Raw genomic sequence first — 18,966 nt, forward strand, 5'->3', positions numbered from 1 at the left:
TAGAGGGAAACGACGGAAGCACATTTTAAGCCTCGGCCTTTTCGCCGTAGTGCGATTCGATATAACGTTCGACGATCGCCTGGAACTCCTCGGCAATCCGGTCGCCTTTCAGCGTGACCGTTTTCTCGCCGTCTTCATAGACCGGCGCGACCGGAGACTCGCCGGTGCCGGGCAGGCTGATGCCGATGTTCGCGTTTTTGCTCTCGCCGGGGCCGTTCACCACGCAGCCCATCACCGCGACTTCCATTTCCTCGACGCCCGGATATTGGGTGCGCCAGACCGGCATCTGGTCGCGCAGGTAAGTCTGAATCTGCTGCGCCAGCTTCTGGAAATAATCGCTGGTGGTGCGGCCGCACCCCGGACAGGAAATCACCATCGGGGTGAACGAGCGGAAACCCATCGTCTGCAGGATCTCCTGCGCGACGATCACTTCCTGCGTTCTCGACGAACCGGGTTCCGGCGTCAAGGAAATCCGGATCGTATCGCCGATGCCCTGCTGCATCAGCACCGACAGCGCGGCCGATGACGAGACGATCCCTTTCGAGCCCATGCCCGCTTCGGTCAGGCCCAGGTGCAAGGCGTAATCGCAGCGGCTCGACAGATCCTGGTAAATGCTGATCAGGTCCTGTACGTTGCTGATCTTGCACGACAGGATGATCTTGTCCTTGCCCAGGCCGATTTCCTCGGCCTTCGCGGCGCTTTCGAGCGCGGACATCACGATCGCCTTGCGGGTGACCGCGGCCAGCGGCTCGGGATTGGGCAATGCCCGGTTCTCGTCGAGCAGGCGGGCCAGCACCGCCGGGTCCAGGCTGCCGCCGTTCACACCGATACGGACCGGTTTGTTGTACTGGCAGGCAAATTCGATCATCTGCTGAAACTGCGGATCGCGGGCCTTGCCCCGCCCCACGTTGCCTGGATTGATCCGGTATTTGTCGAGCGCGGCCGCACAATCCGGATATTTTTCGAGCAGGCGATGGCCGTTGAAATGGAAATCCCCGACGATCGGCACCGTATGCCCTTTTCTGTCCAGCCGGTCGCGAATCTCCGGAACCGCCTTCGCCGCTTCTTCGGTGTTGACGGTCACCCTGACCATTTCGGAACCCGCCTGCGCCAGCTCGATGATTTGGTTGACTGTCGCGGTCACGTCGGCCGTATCGGTATTGGTCATCGACTGCACGACGATCGGCGCGCCGCCGCCCACTTTGACATTGCCGACCGACACCTGATGGGTGATTTTTCTGAGACTGATGGACATAAATTAAACTTTCGTTATAAGGGATGGCTAATTCAAAATAGTGATCTATATTATACGCCTAGAGCGTGTCAAGGGCAGAGTGAAATCGTGAGGATCAATTATTTTTCTGACATCCATCTGGAATTCGGCGAGCTGGCAGGCCCGGACAACGACGCCGACCTGATCATCGCCGCCGGCGATATCGGCATTTGCGAGCAGGGCGTGGCTTGGCTGAAGAATTTGGGCAAACCGGTCATTTATGTGGCGGGCAACCATGAATTTTATACGCATGAATATCGCGAGGCGCTGTTGCTGATTCGCGAGCAATGCCAGGGATCGAATGTGCAATTTCTCGAAAACCGAAGCTTTATTTTCCGGCAGGTACGTTTTTTGGGATGCACGCTATGGGCCGATTTATATGCCGAAGGCGAGGAAAAAACCGAAAGCCTCAGGGAATCGCTGAACGATTTCAAGAAAATCCGCTTCGGCGGAAAAAGGCTGGATGCGGAAACGTTTACCCGGCTCCATCAACAATCGAGAGCATGGCTCGAAAACGAACTGGCGCAGCCGTTCGCGGGCAAGACGGTCGTGGTCACGCATCACGCGCCGTCGGAATGGAGCTGGAACGAAGCGCCGAACGCGGTCAAAAAGTTGGCCTATTGCAACGACCTGAAAGCGCTGATGCACCAATACGAGATCGCCGCCTGGTTTCACGGCCATACCCATAGCCAGGTCGATTATCGAATTGCGGGAACCCGAATCCTTTGCAATCCGCGCGGTTATACGGGTTACAAAGCGGCGGATGGGTTCGATTTGAACAAGACGGTGGATATCTAGACCGGCTTCAAGCCCCGGAGCAAACGGGATGTCTGGCGGCCCTGCAAAACGGCCTGCACGGTTCGGTCACCGGGGCAGCGAATCCGCTGCCCGACTATTTGCTCGCGATTCAGGCGGCCTGGATCAGCCGGAGCGATAAATCACGGGCCCTGCAGGCCGCACTCGATGCCTGGAACGCATTCCGTTCGGCAAGCGCGCTGGCGGAAATCCCCCTGGTCAAGGCCGCGATGGGCGCGCAGATCGCCGATTTTCCACCCTATGTCCGCCCGCCCTTTACCGCCGCCCCGGCCGAAGCCGCCGGCCGAATCCGGGCGGCCGTACTCGAGCGCCTTTCCGCCCTGCACACCCTCCTGAATGCCCCGTAAAAAATGCCCGCCGCGCCGCCGGCGCTCAAAAGCCCTCCCGACAGCGGCTTTCCCAACCTGAACTTCCCTGCTCCAGCCTCACTCTGAGAATTATGGAATCGGCCCTCGGAGAATGACCTGAATCCCGTGCTTCGGCAGCCTTCGGCGGAAAGGCGGAAGAACGCGAATATCGCCCGTTTCATCGAAGCGGTGCGGAACGGATATCGCGCCGAAGCGGACGATTATTCTTCGCTTTACCGAGGGTCCATCGACCACCCCGAAGCCTTTCGGGATTTGTTCTGGGATTTCTCAAAGATCGAGGCCGCCCAAGCGCTGCGGAATGACGGCATCGCTCCCGGCGACCGGCTGTTTTATTACACCGCCTGCGGCTAGAGCATTTTCATATCGCCTATAGGGAGATTAAGTCAAACCGTCATCTCGGCAGGGATTGCCGAGATCCAGACTGCAGGGATGCATTAAAGCTTGCCATCCCTGGCTTCTGGATTCGGCAACCGCTCCCTGCGTTGCTCTATCTCCTGCATCCATGCAGTCGTCCGGCAATCCCTGCCGGAATGACGCGTTTCCCCTCACTTTGTGGCATTGCTTATGACCGTACACCCAAAACGAAAATGCTCTAGCGCCACGCAAGTCACCGGATACCCAAAGGCAAAACAGGCAGCGACACTCCGCTGTTCCCTGCTACGCCATGAATTGCGCTTTATCGCGGTGCCCGCGCCGGCAAAAAAATTTCATGCTGGAGCTCGACTTTCAATGGAGGAAAAAAATGAAAATCAATAAAATATGGAAAATTCCACTGCTTTCTCTCGCCGTGGCCAGTATGGGAGACTTGCCCGTAAAGTCTCAAATACGGCATTATTATATTGCCGCCGAGGACAGTGTCTGGGATTTCGCGCCTTCCGGCCAGAATCTGGTGCATTGCCACGAGGCCGCGCCTTGCGCGATCCCTGAACCTTGGGCCGACAGTCATCGATTTCCGGCAACGCGCTACATCCGGTACACCGACGGCACCTTCGCAACCCCGATGCCTCAGCCCGAATGGCTGGGCATCCTGGGCCCGGTCATTCGGGCCGAAGTCGGCGACACCGTCATAGTCCATTTCTGCAATAAGGCGGAGGGCATCTACGGCATGCATCCTCATGGTCTTCGCTATACCAAGGAGAATGAAGGGGCGCATTTTTTCGGAGCCAACTCCGGAAGTTTGCCCGGCGCCGGGTCGGAGGTCATGCCCGGCCAATGTTTCGATTACAATTGGGTTGCCGACCAGGACAGCGGCCCGGCGGAGGGTGAACCAAGTTCCAAGGTATGGTGGTATCACTCGCACATCCATGAATCCGCCGAGACGAATAAAGGGCTGTTGGGCCCGATCATCGTCACCCGCAAGGGAATGGCCCGCCGCGACGGCAGCCCGATAGACGTGGATCGTGAATTCGTGACCGCTTTCTTCGTATTCGACAAGCTCGGCGGCGAGGAACCGGGACTGATGCACAGCATCAACGGCTATATCTTCGGAAACCTCAAAGGACTGGTGATGGAGAATGGGCAAAAGGTACGCTGGCATGTGCTGGGGATGGGCAATGAGGTCGATCTTCATACGCCGCACTGGCACGGCAAAACGCTCAAAACCGGGCGAGGCGGTGCCGAACAGCGCACCGACCTCGTGCAATTGCTTCCCGGCGGCATGGTGACCGCCGACATGGAAGCCGATAATCCGGGCGAATGGCTGTATCACTGCCACGTGGACGATCACATTGCGGCGGGGATGTTGACGACCTATCTGATCAAGGAACGAAACCGGGAATGATCGCAGGCCTGTACAAGGAATGCGCAACGAAGATTCGAGTATACTTTATGCACCGTAACGATCAAAGTGAGGAGATAAACCATGAAGTTCCTTGCCGTTCATCCCAGTCCCCTGATGTACACGCGGGTATTTTTGCGCCTCGAACCGTTGGGGCTGGAACTGGTCGCCGATACGGTCAGGCGCCTGGGCCACGAGGTTTATCTGATCGATCTGCAGGTCGAGACGCATCGCGATTTTGTGCGGGTATTGGACACCTGGCGACCCGACGTTGTCGCGTTCTCGCTGAATTATTTGGCGAACGTCCCGGAAGTGATCGATCTGGCGAAAGCCGCGAAAGACCGCTTGCCGGAAAGCTTCGTTTTTATCGGCGGCCACAGCGCTTCGTTTACCGCCGACGAACTCCTGGAACACGGCGAAGGTAAAATCGATGCGGTGCTCCGGGGCGAAGGCGAGTCCGGCGTACCTTTGTTATTGCAGGCGCTCGCGGAAGACCGGCAAAACCTCCATACGGTGCCGGGCGTCACGACGCTCGACGGGACGGGTCCGCAGCCTTCCTTCGTCCCCGGCCTGAACGACCTGAGCCCGGCGCGCGACCTGCTTCGCCAACGCCGGAAATATTTTCTCGGCATGCTCGACCCCTGCGCCTCGATCGAGTTTTCCCGCGGCTGCCCCTGGGATTGTTCTTTCTGCAGCGCCTGGACCTTTTACGGCCGCAGCTACCGGGTGATGCATCCGGACAAGGTCGTCGAAGAACTGCAGAAAGTCCGGGAGCCCGGCGTGTTCATCGTCGACGACGTGGCGTTCATTCAGGAAAAACTCGGCCTGGAAATCGGCGAAGCGATCGCGCGCAAAGGCATCAAGAAAGAGTATTACCTGGAAACCCGCGGCGACGTGCTGCTCCGCAACAAGGACGTGTTCAGGTTCTGGAAGCAGTTGGGGATGAAATACATGTTTCTCGGCGTCGAGGCGATCGACGAAGAGGGGCTGGAAAAATACCGGAAGCGCATCTCGCTAAGCAAGAATTTCGAAGCGCTCGAATTCGCCCGCTCGCTGGACATCATGGTCGCGATCAACATCATCGCCGATCCGGACTGGGATCACCGCCGCTTTCAAACGATCCGCGAATGGTGCATGGAAATTCCCGAAATCGTCAACATCAGCATCAATACGCCCTACCCCGGCACCGAAAGCTGGCTGACCGAATCGCGCCGGCTGAATACCCGCGACTACCGCTTGTTCGACATTCAGCATGCGGTATTGCCGACCCAAATGCCGCTGGAAGAATTTTACGCGGAACTGGTGAAAACGCAGAAAGTGCTGTTCACCAAACACATGGGCTGGACCGCGGTGCGCGATGCCTTGTCGACCGTCGCCGGCCAGCTGGTGCGCGGACAGACCAATTTCGTGCGCAGCATGTTCAAGTTCGACAGCGTCTTCAATCCCCAGCTGCAGCTGGCCGATCACCGCCTGCCGGTCCAATATCGGATGGCGCCGCCCCCGCCGTCCCGGCAGCGCGTCGACGCCAAATCGATTTACATTCACCAGCCGCTGGGGCGCCGCAGCCGGCAGCTCGACGATGCGAGCGAACGCTTCGTCGATGCCGGACGCAGCGGTTCGGTCCTATAACTCCGTTGGGTTACGGCTTAAGATGGCAGCAAAAAATCCTTCCCAAAAGGCTGCCCGATCGTTCCCCCGCGTTGCGTGCGTCCTAGTGTCGACAACGGAGTAGCAGTTGTAGGGTACGCCGTGCGTACCGTTTCCCTCGTGGTACGCACGGCGTACCCTACAACACCAGCATGACTCTACAAGTTTCCTAGCGCAGGCTCAGCTTAATGGCGCGGGATGAGGTCTTCGCTCCGAAAACCGAGTTTCCGGCCCTGGCCGAAATATGCTGGTATTTGGCGTAAGCGCGCGCGGCGGCGCTGCGCAGTTCCGCTTCGCTCGCCCGGCCCGCAAAACCGCGCGCGACCGCTTCGAGCACATAGGCTTCCGGCGCCATGAAGCTGAATGTGGTGACGACAGGCTGCGAACCTGCGGCCTGCACATGCGCCGAAAAATACTCGTCGCTCAGGCAGGCCAGCACCACGGCCTGTTTGTCGTGCTTCGAATGTTTCGGAAAATGTTCGGCGACGGGCCGGCTTGCTTCGTCCATCAGGCCGTCATGGCCGATGAATACGATCATTTCCCTCTGCGCGGAACTCGGCGGCGTCGCGGCCTCCCGCATGAAGTCCAGCATCGCCCGGTCGATCCGGCTGCCCCGGTAAGCGTCGGCGGTCACGGTCAGCCTGTCTTCCCAAGCGAACCGGCAGCGCTCCAGAATCGTATCGCTGACCGCGTTTTCACATCCCAATTGCCGCCAGCCCGGCGCCCTGCTCAAAAAGGTCTTCACGCCGTATGCCGCGCCCCAATAGAGATTGTGGCGGGTGTCGTTGCCGTTGCCGATTTTCGCGGGCACCGGTACGATCCCCTGCAAGACATTGTCGACCAGGGACACGATCACATGGATATGGGAGGACTGAGCGACGGCATGGGCAGGGAGCGCCGTAGAAAACAGCATGCCGATCAAATAAAGCAAGCGCGGGCCAATCATCATGGGGAAGAACTCGCCGGTAAGCGTTAAATTTAATCGTTAAATTTCAAAGGGTGACTCTGTTTCCGGACAAGCCGATGCGGCAGCCCCGCCCGCACCGGACGGGCTTCGAAAACAGTTCATACTCTGACTCGCTTCCGGCCGGAAGGTTCGTGCCGCTCACCAGCGATCGGCACCGGTTTCCGATTCGTCCGCGCCGCTTTTTACGCGCTCAACGGATAGCCGCCAGTTCCCGCCTTTGCGCATCCAGACCCTCCGAAAATGCGGCGCCCCATCCAGCATCTCGTTGCCGTAGCGAATGATAGCCTTCGGATGGCAGCCGAAATTGACCAGGAGCGTGGAGGGGTACGACTGCACGGATGCAGGAGGTACGAGCCCAAGGAAGGGCGAGGTAGATCGCGGCGGGAACGGGCGATCGAGGGCAATGCAGGAGCGATTACCGAGGAGTCGGGGGAGATTTTTTGAAATAAATCCCCCTCGATCCCCTTTTTTCAAAGGGGGAAGCTATTTTTGACGAGCTCCTTGCTCAATCCTTTACCCAGCCTTCCCGCAAGGTGACGGTCCGGTTGAACACCAGGTTGCCGTCCTTGCTGTCCTTGTCCATGCAGAAATAGCCGATCCGCTCGAACTGGAAGCGGCTTTCGGGCACCGCCGATGCCAGGCTCGCCTCGACCCGGCAGCCGGTCACGACTTGCAACGAATCCGGATTCAGCACATTCAGGAAGTTTTCTTCGTTGTCCGGCTGCGGCACGGTGAACAGGCGGTCGTACAGGCGTATTTCGGCCGGCAGCGAATGGGCTTCGGAGACCCAGTGGATCACGCCCTTAACCTTGCGGCCTTCCGGGTTCTTGCCGAGCGTATCGGGGTCGTAGCTGCAGCGCAGTTCGACGAGGTTGCCCTCCGCGTCCTTGACCACCTCGTCGCAGCGGATCACGTAGGAGCCGCGCAGGCGCACCTCGCCGCCCGACACCAAGCGCTTGTATTTCGGCGGCGGATTCTCGGAAAAATCGTCGCGTTCGATCAGCACCGTTCTCGCAAACGGGACGGTTCGCGAGCCGAGCTCCGGCCGCTGCGGATGATTGCTCAGCGTCAGATTTTCAACCTGTCCTTCCGGATAATTGGCGATCACGACGCGAAGCGGTTCGGCCACCGCCATCACCCGCAGCGAGTTTTGGTTCAGATCCTCGCGGATGCAGTGTTCGAGCACGCTCATCTCGATCCAGGAATCTTTTTTGGTCAGGCCGATCCGCTCGCAAAAATCGCGGATTGCGGCCGGCGTGACCCCGGCCCGGCGCAGCCCCGCGATTGTCGGCATGCGCGGATCGTCCCAACCCGAGACATGCTTTTCGGTGACCAGCTGATTCAGCTTGCGTTTGCTGACGATCGTATATTCGAGCTGCAAACGGGCGAACTCGATTTGCTGCGGCCGCCACGGCGTATTCAACTGCTCAAGCACCCAGTCGTACAAGGGACGATGGTCTTCGAATTCGAGCGTACACAAGGAATGCGTAATCCCTTCGATCGCGTCCGAAATGCAGTGCGTGTAATCGTACATCGGATACAGGCACCAGTCGTGGCCGGTGCGCTGGTGATGCACGCGGCGAATCCGGTAAATCGTCGGGTCGCGCATGTTGATGTTCGGCGAGGCCATGTCGATCTTCGCGCGCAGCACATATTGCCCGTCCGCATACAGGCCGTCGCGCATGCCCTGGAACAGGGCCAGATTTTCCTCGATCGAACGGTCTCGGTCCGGGCTGTTTTTGCCCGGCTCGGTCAAGGTGCCGCGGTTGGTCCGGATTTGTTCGGGCGTCGAACTGTCGACATAGGCATTGCCGTCCTTGATCAGCTGCACCGCATAATCGTAAAGCTGCCCGAAATAATCGGACGCATGGCGCAACTCGGACCACTCGAAGCCCAGCCAGCGCACGTCGCGCTTGATCGATTCGACATATTCCTCGCTTTCCTTTTCGGGATTGGTATCGTCGAAACGGAGATTGCAGGTGCCGTGATATTCGAGCGCCAGCCCGAAATTGAGGCAGATCGATTTGGCGTGGCCGATATGCAGATAACCGTTCGGCTCGGGCGGAAAGCGGGTGGCGACTTTGCCGTTGTGCTTGTTGGTCTTTAAATCGTGGTTGATGATATGGCGAATAAAGTTCGCCGGCGACGGATTTTCATTAATGGACATGAACGATTGGATTTAGGATTTTAGCTTCGGTTGCGCCGTGTAAGAAAGCGCCGATAAAAAGAATGCAATGAATCATTTATGCTACTTGATTTGAGAAATGCAGTAAAGCGAGAAAACCCCAAATCATTGAAGTGCAGGGAGCGGACACAGGCTGTTGCCAGAAATGACATGGTTGTCTACAAAGCCGGAACATCCGAAAGCATTAACTCCGGCGGAACTTGGCACAAGGTGTCATTTTCGTAAAGCGGCTTGGGCTTGCCGGTGAAATAACCTTGCGCATAATCGACCTGCAGACCGTTCAGGGTTTGCAGAATCACCTGGTTTTCGACAAATTCGGCGATCGTTTTCTTGCCGAGCATATGGCCGATATCGTTGATCGATTTCACCATCGCCAGATCGACCGAGTCGTGTTCGATATCTTTCACGAAAAAACCGTCGATCTTCAAAAAATCGACCGGCAGGTGCTTGAGATAAGCAAACGATGACAGGCCGCTGCCGAAATCGTCGAGCGAAAACTTACAGCCGTATTCCTTCAGGCGTCGCATGAAGTCGGTCGCCAGCGTCAGATTCGCGATTGCCGCGGTTTCGGTAATTTCAAAGCAGACCTTGGCCGGCGGCATCGCGGTTCTGACGAACTCGCTTTCGATAAATCCGAGCAGATGAGGATCGCTCAGGCTCGATCCCGAAAGGTTGATCGAGCACAGCGACAAATCTTCCAGCCGTTTGTGGTTTTCCGTAAAATAGTCGAATACGTTGCGGATCACCCACCGGTCGATCTTGGTGGCTAATTGGTAACGCTCCGCGGCCGGTAAAAACGCGTTGGCCGAAACCAAGTTGCAGTTTCTATCTTTCATCCGCAGCAGAATTTCGCAATGTTCGCCCTCTCCCATCCCGAGCGGCACGATATCCTGCGCATAAAGGCAAAAAAGATCCTGTTCGAGCGCATTATTGATCCGAACCGCCCAGTTCATTTCGCCGTGATGCTGCACCAACGCCTTGTCGTCCGCCCGATAAATATGCGTACGGTTTCTGCCGGCCTCCTTCGCCGCGAAACAGGCCATGTCCGCCTGTTTCATGTGAATATCGGAGCCGCCGTTGCGAATATCGACCATCACCAGCCCGATGCTGACGCCGATCCGGAAACTTTTGTCCTGCCAGAAGAACTGGAATTGCTCGACCGCTCGATGAATGTTGTCGGTCACCGCAACCGCCGATTCCAGCGGGCAACTTTCCATCAGTATCGCGAATTCGTCGCCGCCCAGCCGGGCCAATGTATCGTTGCGGCGGATCACCTGCGAGAACAGGCCGCTGATCTGCCGGAGCAGTTCGTCTCCGGCGGCGTGGCTGCAGGTATCGTTCACAATCTTGAATTGATCGAGATCGATATAGCACAGCGCATATTCGGCATTGGAATTGCGCGTCAATGCCATCACGCGTTCGAGCCGGCGATCGAATTCCTGCCGGTTGATCAATTGCGTCAGGGCATCGTGGCTCGCCTGATGGGCCAGTTTCTCGGTCAATTGCAGCGCTTCGGTGACGTCTTCCTGAATCGCGACAAAGTGCGTAATTTCGTCTTCCGAATTGATGACCGGCGCAATGGATTCCCGCGCCCAGTAAAGCTCTCCGGATTTTTTCTGGTTTCGCAATACGCCGCGCCAGACTTGCCCGGCAGAAACGGTATCCCATAAGGCTTTTTGACTGTCTGCCGACAATCCCGAACTGAATATTTTCGACGTCTTGCCGACCACTTCCGAAGTGGAATAGCCTGTCGTTTCGGTAATTTTGCGGTTCGTGTATTCGATAACGCCGTTCCGGTCGGTAATGAAGATAAAATTCGGACTGTTGTCCATCGCATGGTACAGCTTGCAAAGATCGTTCTCGACCAGTTTCCTTTCATGAATATTTCTGATTACGCCGAAAATTCTCGGCAGTTCTCGGACGTGGCTCCCGGACGTGTGGAATAAGTCGATCGAATAGGGATCGATGCCCATCGCGGTAATTTCTACATGCCTGAATTCGGATGCATTCCGGCACCGCAAGCGTAACTGGACCGTCATCGGGCTTCGGTCGAGGCCGACGCCCTTGAAAAGGGCGTCAGCTTTTTTCGAGTCTTCCTTGCAGACGAACTTCGAATAATGCTGTCCCGTCATTTCGGCCAGAGGCCATCCCAGAATCGTTTCCACGGCTTTATTCAGATAAGAAAAACTTCCGGCCTCGTTCATCAGAAAAATGATGTCCGGAGAATTTTCTACAAAGAACCGGTGCATTTGCTCCGAATGGTGCAACCGCTTCAGAATCTGCTGATTTTGATTTTGCAGACGGATGATTTTTTGCGCTTTCGCGACGGTATTTTTCAAAGCCTTGACTTCATAGGGTTTTTTAATGAAGTCGTGAACGAAACTGTAGAGCAGGGTTCGTCTCGCTTCCATAAAGCCCGCTTCGCCGCTGATCACGATCACCTGGGCGCTCAACTTCATACCGTCGACATGCTTCAACACATCGTAGCCGTGGCAATCGGGCATGTGCAGGTCCAGCAAGATCAGCTCCACCCGGTATTTGCCCAATATGTCGATGGCCTCCCGGCCGCTTTGCGCCACGATGACTTTGCAGCCCTCAAACTCGAAAATCTTGCGCAAACTGTCCCGAACGAGCTTTTCGTCATCAACGATCAATAATTCGATCCATTCTCCCTTTGCGCTCTCCGAATCGGCCGTATGAGATATTAGCGTTGAATCAAAAAGCATGGCGTTCACCGTTACAATTATCGGGCTTGTTTCAGAATGATTCGAGGAATATAAACGTAAAAAGCCGTGCCCGTCGCTGCCGAAGCGTCGCAGCGTATCATTCCTTTCAATTCATCGACCAGACTTTTGCAGATTGTCAGGCCGAGACCGGAATGGTCTTTTCCTTTTGTGCTCGTCACCGGCGAGTATAAACATTGCAAAATATCTTCGGGCAAACCCGGACCTTTATCCTCGATCTTGATCTCGACAAACTCCCCGGACCCGAAATAAATGCTGTCTTTGGTGGATACCGTTATTTTACCGTCCGAAGAAGAGGCTTCTGTCGCGTTTTTCAATAAATTGATCAATATTTGTTTCAGTTTGTTTTTGTTGATCGATAACGGAGGAATGGCGTGATCCAATTTAACTTCAACCTTTATTTCACGGACTGAAAACATGCCGGCTTGAAAAAGACCTTCCAAATCCGTCACCAGCAAGTTGATATCGGTCATACCGGGATCGTCCTCCGGGGCGTTTTCGAGACTTTGGGGTAAATGCAGAAGCAATTTACCGACTCTGTCTATCTCGTCCTGGATGATCCTGATTTCATGCGCGTTTTCGCCGCTTAACCGTTCCGAGAGCAAATACAGATAATTTTGAATGATGCTGAGCGGGTTGCTGACTTCATGCACCAGCTTTCTGGCATGCAGTTGGTAATTTTTCCGGATTTCTTCGGCTTTTTGCCGGTCGACCCTTTCGTTCGCGACGACATTCAGCAGCGCGTACGCCGCCTCCCTCGAAAAGAGCGTAATGAAATCGGCTTTTGATGCGAGCGCCTGCGTAGCGGATTTGCCGATCCCTGCCGCAATGACACCGACATGCCGCTCTCCAGCAAACAGCGGAATCAGCATCAGGCCGTCGGCCCCCAGCAACCGGCATATCTGGCGATCGACGAGGGATTTAAGATTCCGGGAACACGCATCGAACGAATGCAGGATGCGTCTTTGCAGCAGGCATTTGGCCAGCAGGCTGTGATCCGGAGAAAGGTTGATCGTGACCGATGGCCATAGAAAATCCTCTTCCGGAAAGCCGGTTACGCCGATCAAATCGTTCGTTTCGGCACGGAACAGAAAAAAAGCGGCAACCCGAAAACCGAACAATGCGCACAAATCCTTGTGCACGATGCCGACAAGCTGGGTCAGTTCGGAGTTTGCCTCCAACTGCTGCCGGACAAAGGATGACAGCATCAGCGATTTGATCCGCTCGCCCAGACTTTTTCGGGCGGATTCCCTTTGATGTACGGAAGTCCGGCATTCTATCCCCTTGCCTTCGGGAGCGTCCACCTTTATCCCGATATCGTCTGCCGACTGCCGGACCAAGCCGCCGACCTCTTCGACCATGTCGTCGATCAGCGGTCGATGGATTCCGAAAAGCTTTTCGGCCAAATCCAGGACTTCGAGCCTATTGGCGGAGTCCATGCTGGCGATACGCCCGGCAAGATTGACGATTTTCACCAATTGGCCGCTATCGGCAATGGCTTCGAACGGCTGATATTGATGCCATACCGCATCGGATATAAAAGACTGAAGATTCCAGCTTTCAATCAAAGCCCCTCCCACTTCATTGTGGCTGGCGCCGAACAATTGTTTTTCCAGTTCGCCTTCCTGACCGTCCAAATGCTGCTTCAGAAAATTCGAATAGTCCTTCGAAAAGCATTCCAGGAGAATCAACTGGCCAATTCTGTGCAGCAGCCCCGTTAAATAAGATTCGTCCGGGAAAGGGTAAGAAGTCAATTGCGCCAATCTGTGCCCCACATGCGCGCAGGTTAAGGAACGATACCAGATAAGCTCAAGAAAGTCTTGATTTATATGTGAGATTTCGGAAAAATACTGCTGAACCGAGCACGTAATCGCAATCGTTTTTACCGTAGAGATGCCTAACACGACAACGACTCTATTCAAATCCGTAATTTCCCCCCAACGGCGGTAAAAGGAGGAATTGGCGGCGGCAAGCACCTTTGAACTCAGGCTGGCATCCTGGCCTATAATGCCCGCCAGTTCGCCAATATTTACCTTACTGTTTTGGGTAGCCTTGATCAGGTCAAGCAATACTTTAGGAACGACCGGCAAATTATTGAGGTCAACCTTGGATAAAATTGACAGTACGGCATTGTCCATATTTTTTACGCCACCCGAGTTAATCCAGTATCGATATTCGACCTACCCCATCTTGCCGTGAAGCCATAGGGGTATGCGCAAGGAAGGAATTCTCATTTCAATAATGCGGAACTCAAAATTTCGTAATCGAAGGCAACAGGGCCAGAAAAAAGGACATTTTTTTCTGGTCCCGAATCAAATTACAATTCCGTTTCGGAAATAAGCGCGCAAAAGTATCTCTCGATGATGACGCCCTTATTAATTCCCTGAAAATAATTTCCCCCCGGATTCGGGCATTGATACACGGCCAGTTTCAGGGGCTCCGCAGAAGCATTATTGCCTCCATTCTCCTCAGCGAATGGCTATGGCGAAGCGGGAGCGGGAGACGTGCCGGCACAGCATCAACGGCAGGGATTTCGCACTCCACGGACAGAATCGGACCAATATATGACCGGCACCGGCGCAATCTCCGTTTAAGTTTAGCCTAATTTTGCTGACAGTATAGTTTTTAACTCGCGGCTATCCGATGGCTTTTGCAGCCGCGCGGCCATGACGGCTTGAGAGAGGTGGCGATACGGATTCATGTTTCCCGATTTATCGTTTTTATTCGGTTTGAATTGGGCGGGAATCATTCGATTTAAATCAAAAAAACTCAAATGTACGAATTTCAAGGGATTATCTGCCGCCACGGCCGGCTGCATTGGCCGACATAAGGATAATAGCCTGCCGGCTCGTCACAATAATACCAGTAGCCCGGCATCTGCCCATCAGGATAAGGCCTGACAGTCTGCCAACCCTCCGGGCAAACGGTCGCTTGCGGATAATAACTCCCGGAACTGGAACAGTAGGACCAATACCGGGCACCGTCAGCCGGATTTCTTGCGGGCGGTTGGATATAGACGGGAGGCGGCGGCGGAACCTGATAGACCGGGGGAGAATAATAAGGCGGATAAAAATAAGGCCGGTAATACGGCGGATATCCATACGGAAAACCGAAATAGAGACTGAAGCCCGGCGGCCGCCCCCAGACACCCCGATAAACGCGTCCGTAGGCGAACATTTCGCTGCTATTTACCGATAAAAGGATGAATACGCTTGTTGTAAAGAACCTGCTTAATTTCATCGGCCTCTCCTGATTCGCTCATACCGGCTTGGAGATCAGCGTCGGCTTCGTCCCCCGCCGCCTCTGAACGGACTCTGCGGTCTTGACAGAATCCCTCCGCCGCCCATGCCTCCGGCTCCTCCCCACCGACGGCCGCCGCCGTCCCAGCGTCCAGGCGTACTCCAACGGTTAGCGCCATCCCAGCGCCTGCCTCCGTCCCAATTCCAATATCGGCGGGTTCGCCAGTCATAGTAGTGGCGGTACGGCTGGTAAGGATAGGAATAATAGTAAGGCCGATAGCTGTAATAGGAATAAGGCCAATAACCGTAGCTGCCGTAATAGCTCACGCCGAAGGAAGGATAGTAAGAATCGTAGTAAGCACCGGCCGGCCCGTAATAATAGCAGCCTTGCAACAGGAGCATCCCTGACAGCCCGATCAATCTGAGATATCGTTTCATTTCAACTTTTCCTCAATCTAATCCGATGGACGACTCGTCGCCTGCCTGGGATGGGCCCGTGCGGCCGGATTTCATCGGGGCGGCGAGGCCGGCGCCTGGGTTCCGGGCGGTGGCGGCGGATAAAGCGCACCGCTCTCCGCCGGCCGGTCATCGGGGTATTCATCGATAAAGCTGCCGCTGACCGGCACCCGGTTGCCGTAAGCATACATGCACTGGATATAGCTCATGTCGTACCGTTGCTGAGCCTCATAGCCGGCCGCGCCAGCTGTTCCTGAACCCGCGATCGAACCGGCCAGCAAACCCGTTCCTGCGCCGATCGCCGCGCCTTCGCCCCCGCCCAGCGCCGCGCCTGCCGCGGCACCGACCGCCGAACCGGCCACCGCGGTTCCGACGCCGCTGCGCGTTGCGGTCTGCCCCGGCGTTACGCCGCCGGTTTGCGCATAAGCATATTGCCGGCATTGCATGTCGTCGGCGCGAAACTGTTCGAATGTCTTGTTTACGCCCGGCAGCACCAGCACGCTGGGTCCCGTCGGCAAAGTCGCGCAACCGGCTAACGCCAGCACTGATAGCACCGGCAAAGAGATCGATCTGATTCTATTCATTGAAATGTCTCCCCCCATTAGGACTATCGGTTTCCATGTCGGGATAAACTGTGTAATTAGATAAATACAGCGGGACCGGGTTCCTCAACGGCCGTGCTCGAACTTCCCCGCGATTGACCCGAACCCAGCCGTTCTTTTATCATGGACGGTCCGCACTCGCCAACAAAAATTGGCCCTCGCCTCCCCCACACTCCCGACCGATGGCTTTTAAATTAGCATACTCTTTCCAAAACCGCGCGCTGGACGTATTCCGGATCCGGCTGGCCAGGCAGCAGTCTCTGCTGCAGGCAATCCGCAGCGGACTTCCGAGCCCCTTGGCCGATCATGTTCTGCATTGCGTGGTTAATGAGAAAAAGCTGCTGCTTTATACCGATTCGGCCGCTTGGGCTTCGCAACTGCGCTTTCTGAAGCAGGAAATTTTACAATCCGCCCGCAATGCGCACGAGGGGGCGATCGATAAGCTGCAAATTCGCATTTTAGCCGATCAAATCAGCGAACATCCGCAACCCCGCAGAAAAGCGAATCTGCCTTCCTCCGAGAAAATCGCAATAATCAGTGATCAGGCGAAAACCATGGGAGACAGCCAATTAAGGCAAGCGCTGCAGCGGCTCGGCGCAACGCTTGCGAAACTGGCAGACGAATAAACAGGGAAAAATCAGGCTGCCGGACGAGGCGCTTCGGCGGAGCGCATGAAGGAAATCGGTGCCTCGCTTTCGTTTTCGAACGTGACCATTTCCCAGCCATCCCTGTCTTCCAGCAAAGTCCGGAGGAGCTGGTTGTTCAGGCCGTGGCCGGATTTATAGCCGGTGAACGTTCCGATCAGGCTGTGTCCGAGCAGATACAAGTCCCCGATGGCATCAAGGATCTTGTGCTTGACGAATTCGTCCGCATAGCGGAGACCGTCTTCATTCAAAATTTTCGCATCGTCGACGACGATCGCATTGTCCAGACTGCCGCCCAGCGCCAGATTGTTGCGCCGCAGCATGTCGATGTCTTTCATGAAACCGAAGGTTCTGGCGCGGCTGACTTCCTTGACGAAGGTAGTCGAAGAAAAGTCCATCGTCGCGGTCCGGAGATGTTCCGCAAAGGCCGGATGTTCGAAATCGATTGTAAAAGTCACCTTGAAGCCGTCGAACGGATCGAAAGCGGCCCATTTATCGCCGTCTTCGACCCGGACGCTCTTTTTGATCCGGATATATTGCTTCGGCACGTCCTGTTCCTGAATGCCCGCCGACTGCAGCAGAAACACGAACGGCCCGGCGCTGCCGTCCATGATCGGCACTTCGGACGCGCTGACATCGATCAGCGCGTTATCGATGCCGAGCCCCGCGAAAGCCGACAACAGGTGTTCGATCGTCGATATTTTAACGGTGCCGGCCACCAGCGTAGTCGACAGCACGGTTTCTCCGACATTGCTCGGTGAAGCCTGAATCGTGACCGGCTGATCCAGATCCACCCGGCGAAAGCGGATGCCGGTGTCCGGCTCGGCCGGATGCAGGGTCAAATAGACCTTCGCTCCGGTATGAAGACCGACGCCGGTGGCTCTGATCGAATTTTTCAAAGTGCGCTGTTTAATCATAAATGATCTGTAGAATTTAAAGCAGGGAACGGTCCATTTTATCATGTTCGGTCCGCAAAATCAGAAACCGCAGAGCCCCGCCCTGGGCTAGCGCTAAGCATAACCCGATAAAACGCCGTAGCGCCGGGCCGTTCGACTCGCCCGGCCTACGCGATTGTAGCCGATCAGTCGGCCTGGCGCCGCAGGAATGCCGGAATATCCAGATGCTCCAGATTGGTTTCCTTGCTGAAACGAGACTCGCGGCCCTCCGGTTTGTTGCGCATCACGGTCGGTTTGTCGAATTCGTTGTAATTGGCTTCGCCGACGGCCGCCCGCTGCATCAGTTTGACCGGCGCCTTGGCCGGCTGCCGCGATCCCATGCCGGTTGCGACGACCGTCACCTTCAGCTCGTCCCCAAGACTCGGATCGATCGCGGTGCCGATCTTGATAATCGCCTCTTCGGAAGCGAATTCATGCACAATTTGCCCGACTTCGTTAAATTCGGCAATGCCCATGTCGGCTGCGGTAATATTGACCAGAATCCCTTTCGCGCCCTGGAGATTGATATCTTCGAGCAACGGGCAGGCAATCGCTTTTTCGGCCGCTTCGCGGGCGCGCTGGTCACCGGTCGCGGAGCCGGTGCCCATGATGGCCGCCCCCATCCCCTTCATCACGGTGCGTACGTCGGCAAAGTCGACATTGATCATGCCCGGATGGACGATCAGTTCGGTGATGCCTTGCACCGCATCGAGCAATACCTGGTTCGCCGCCTTGAACGCATCGATCAGAGAAACGTTATGGCCCAGTACCGGCAGCAATTTCTGATTCGGGATCGTGATCAGGGAATCGACATATTTTTCAAGCTCCGCGATCCCTTGCTCCGCAATCGCCTGTTTCTTTTTGCCTTCGAACAGGAAAGGCTTGGTGACCACCGCGACGGTCAGAATGCCCATCTCGCGCGCCAGGGAAGCAATGACCGGAATCGCGCCGGTGCCGGTGCCGCCGCCCATCCCGGCGGTCAAAAACACCATATCGGCCCCTTCCAGCACTTCCTTGATGCGGTCGCGGTTTTCTTCGGCGGCCAGGCGGCCGACTTCGGGATTTGTGCCGGCGCCCAGTCCTTTGGTCAGTTCAACGCCCAATTGGATGATCGTGCCCATATTCAACTTTCTGAGCGCCTGCGCGTCGGTATTCGCGCAAATAAATTCGACACCCTCGATATGGCTGCTCACCATTTGGCTGACCGCATTGCCGCCGCCGCCCCCCACTCCGATGACCTTGATCACTGCCGACTCGGTGCATGTATCGATTAACTCGTACTTCATAAACCACCCCTACAATTCGTCTTCATT

General features: G+C 55.9%; 17 protein-coding genes. 6 read left to right on the plus strand and 11 right to left on the minus strand.

Annotated elements, in window-relative coordinates:
- Positions 1 to 25 precede the first annotated feature (25 nt).
- A complete protein-coding gene (gene ispG, locus CC94_RS0104340) occupies positions 26 to 1,255 on the minus strand; it encodes a flavodoxin-dependent (E)-4-hydroxy-3-methylbut-2-enyl-diphosphate synthase (protein ID WP_005374261.1) in 1,230 nt (409 codons plus the stop codon).
- Positions 1,256 to 1,342: 87 nt separating this feature from the next.
- Between ispG and CC94_RS0104345 the strand changes: the two genes are divergently transcribed.
- The 5 genes from CC94_RS0104345 (at position 1,343) to hpnR (ending at position 5,863) form a co-directional block, all read left to right on the plus strand.
- Positions 1,343 to 2,071, plus strand: coding sequence for a metallophosphoesterase (locus CC94_RS0104345; RefSeq protein ID WP_005374263.1), 729 nt, complete (start codon positions 1,343 to 1,345; stop codon positions 2,069 to 2,071).
- Between the two features lie 98 nt (positions 2,072 to 2,169).
- Positions 2,170 to 2,436, plus strand: a complete 267-nt coding sequence (locus CC94_RS0104350) for a hypothetical protein (protein ID WP_031429919.1) — start codon at positions 2,170 to 2,172, stop codon at positions 2,434 to 2,436.
- A gap of 126 nt (positions 2,437 to 2,562) precedes the next feature.
- On the plus strand, positions 2,563 to 2,808 hold the full coding sequence (locus tag CC94_RS0104355) for a hypothetical protein (RefSeq protein WP_005374265.1): 246 nt from the start codon (positions 2,563 to 2,565) through the stop codon (positions 2,806 to 2,808).
- Positions 2,809 to 3,199: 391 nt separating this feature from the next.
- Positions 3,200 to 4,237: a multicopper oxidase domain-containing protein gene (locus tag CC94_RS0104360; protein WP_036304265.1), complete on the plus strand. Its 1,038-nt coding sequence runs from the start codon at positions 3,200 to 3,202 to the stop codon at positions 4,235 to 4,237.
- Between the two features lie 81 nt (positions 4,238 to 4,318).
- Positions 4,319 to 5,863, plus strand: a complete 1,545-nt coding sequence (hpnR, locus tag CC94_RS0104365; protein WP_005374269.1) for a hopanoid C-3 methylase HpnR — start codon at positions 4,319 to 4,321, stop codon at positions 5,861 to 5,863.
- A gap of 187 nt (positions 5,864 to 6,050) precedes the next feature.
- Here hpnR and CC94_RS0104370 read toward each other — a convergent pair whose 3' ends face one another.
- The 8 genes from CC94_RS0104370 to CC94_RS0104410 all read right to left on the minus strand — a co-directional run bounded on the left by CC94_RS0104370 (position 6,051) and on the right by CC94_RS0104410 (position 16,056).
- Complete coding sequence (locus tag CC94_RS0104370; RefSeq protein WP_084675292.1) at positions 6,051 to 6,830, minus strand: hypothetical protein; 780 nt, start codon at positions 6,828 to 6,830, stop codon at positions 6,051 to 6,053.
- Positions 6,831 to 6,986: 156 nt separating this feature from the next.
- Positions 6,987 to 7,184, minus strand: a complete 198-nt coding sequence (locus CC94_RS23570) for a hypothetical protein (protein ID WP_157203370.1) — start codon at positions 7,182 to 7,184, stop codon at positions 6,987 to 6,989.
- Positions 7,185 to 7,353: 169 nt separating this feature from the next.
- The gene (locus tag CC94_RS0104385; RefSeq protein ID WP_005374272.1) at positions 7,354 to 9,015 is read right to left on the minus strand and encodes a glutamine--tRNA ligase/YqeY domain fusion protein; all 1,662 of its coding nucleotides are present in this window, start codon (positions 9,013 to 9,015) and stop codon (positions 7,354 to 7,356) included.
- Positions 9,016 to 9,191: 176 nt separating this feature from the next.
- Positions 9,192 to 11,759, minus strand: a complete 2,568-nt coding sequence (locus CC94_RS21230; protein WP_005374277.1) for an EAL domain-containing protein — start codon at positions 11,757 to 11,759, stop codon at positions 9,192 to 9,194.
- A 17-nt stretch (positions 11,760 to 11,776) separates the two neighbouring features.
- Positions 11,777 to 13,915: an HDOD domain-containing protein gene (locus CC94_RS0104395; RefSeq protein WP_005374279.1), complete on the minus strand. Its 2,139-nt coding sequence runs from the start codon at positions 13,913 to 13,915 to the stop codon at positions 11,777 to 11,779.
- Positions 13,916 to 14,373: 458 nt separating this feature from the next.
- Positions 14,374 to 14,583 (minus strand): hypothetical protein, encoded by a 210-nt coding sequence (locus tag CC94_RS0104400; protein WP_169740943.1) that lies wholly within the window; start codon positions 14,581 to 14,583, stop codon positions 14,374 to 14,376.
- 469 nt (positions 14,584 to 15,052) lie between these two features.
- Positions 15,053 to 15,454: a hypothetical protein gene (locus tag CC94_RS23575; RefSeq protein WP_157203371.1), complete on the minus strand. Its 402-nt coding sequence runs from the start codon at positions 15,452 to 15,454 to the stop codon at positions 15,053 to 15,055.
- Positions 15,455 to 15,525: 71 nt separating this feature from the next.
- The gene (locus tag CC94_RS0104410) at positions 15,526 to 16,056 is read right to left on the minus strand and encodes a glycine zipper family protein (RefSeq protein ID WP_031429930.1); all 531 of its coding nucleotides are present in this window, start codon (positions 16,054 to 16,056) and stop codon (positions 15,526 to 15,528) included.
- Between the two features lie 200 nt (positions 16,057 to 16,256).
- On the opposite strand from CC94_RS0104410, the gene CC94_RS0104415 reads away from it, so the two are divergent.
- Positions 16,257 to 16,700: a DciA family protein gene (locus CC94_RS0104415; RefSeq protein ID WP_031429931.1), complete on the plus strand. Its 444-nt coding sequence runs from the start codon at positions 16,257 to 16,259 to the stop codon at positions 16,698 to 16,700.
- A gap of 11 nt (positions 16,701 to 16,711) precedes the next feature.
- Here the strand turns inward: CC94_RS0104415 and lpxC are convergent, their stop codons facing one another.
- Together lpxC and ftsZ are read right to left on the minus strand one after the other, a co-directional pair.
- Positions 16,712 to 17,635: a UDP-3-O-acyl-N-acetylglucosamine deacetylase gene (gene lpxC, locus CC94_RS0104420; RefSeq protein ID WP_031429933.1), complete on the minus strand. Its 924-nt coding sequence runs from the start codon at positions 17,633 to 17,635 to the stop codon at positions 16,712 to 16,714.
- Positions 17,636 to 17,799: 164 nt separating this feature from the next.
- Entirely contained in the window at positions 17,800 to 18,939 is a 1,140-nt protein-coding gene (gene ftsZ / locus CC94_RS0104425; RefSeq protein WP_005374289.1) for a cell division protein FtsZ, read from the minus strand.
- Positions 18,940 to 18,966 lie beyond the last annotated feature (27 nt).

It is taken from the genome of Methylomicrobium agile, from assembly GCF_000733855.1.
Classification (GTDB): Bacteria; Pseudomonadota; Gammaproteobacteria; order Methylococcales; family Methylomonadaceae; genus Methylomicrobium; species Methylomicrobium agile.

What these genes read in the sequence shown, in the direction of transcription:
- CC94_RS0104360 (WP_036304265.1), top strand. Translation starts at nt 3,200, where the DNA reads ATGAAAATCAATAAAATATGGAAAATTCCACTGCTTTCTCTCGCCGTG.
- ispG (WP_005374261.1), bottom strand. Translation starts at nt 1,255, where the DNA reads ATGTCCATCAGTCTCAGAAAAATCACCCATCAGGTGTCGGTCGGCAAT.
- CC94_RS0104395 (WP_005374279.1), bottom strand. Translation starts at nt 13,915, where the DNA reads ATGGACAATGCCGTACTGTCAATTTTATCCAAGGTTGACCTCAATAAT.
- lpxC (WP_031429933.1), bottom strand. Translation starts at nt 17,635, where the DNA reads ATGATTAAACAGCGCACTTTGAAAAATTCGATCAGAGCCACCGGCGTC.
- CC94_RS0104410 (WP_031429930.1), bottom strand. Translation starts at nt 16,056, where the DNA reads ATGAATAGAATCAGATCGATCTCTTTGCCGGTGCTATCAGTGCTGGCG.
- CC94_RS0104370 (WP_084675292.1), bottom strand. Translation starts at nt 6,830, where the DNA reads ATGATGATTGGCCCGCGCTTGCTTTATTTGATCGGCATGCTGTTTTCT.
- CC94_RS23575 (WP_157203371.1), bottom strand. Translation starts at nt 15,454, where the DNA reads ATGAAACGATATCTCAGATTGATCGGGCTGTCAGGGATGCTCCTGTTG.
- CC94_RS0104415 (WP_031429931.1), top strand. Translation starts at nt 16,257, where the DNA reads ATGGCTTTTAAATTAGCATACTCTTTCCAAAACCGCGCGCTGGACGTA.
- ftsZ (WP_005374289.1), bottom strand. Translation starts at nt 18,939, where the DNA reads ATGAAGTACGAGTTAATCGATACATGCACCGAGTCGGCAGTGATCAAG.
- hpnR (WP_005374269.1), top strand. Translation starts at nt 4,319, where the DNA reads ATGAAGTTCCTTGCCGTTCATCCCAGTCCCCTGATGTACACGCGGGTA.
- CC94_RS21230 (WP_005374277.1), bottom strand. Translation starts at nt 11,759, where the DNA reads ATGCTTTTTGATTCAACGCTAATATCTCATACGGCCGATTCGGAGAGC.
- CC94_RS0104385 (WP_005374272.1), bottom strand. Translation starts at nt 9,015, where the DNA reads ATGTCCATTAATGAAAATCCGTCGCCGGCGAACTTTATTCGCCATATC.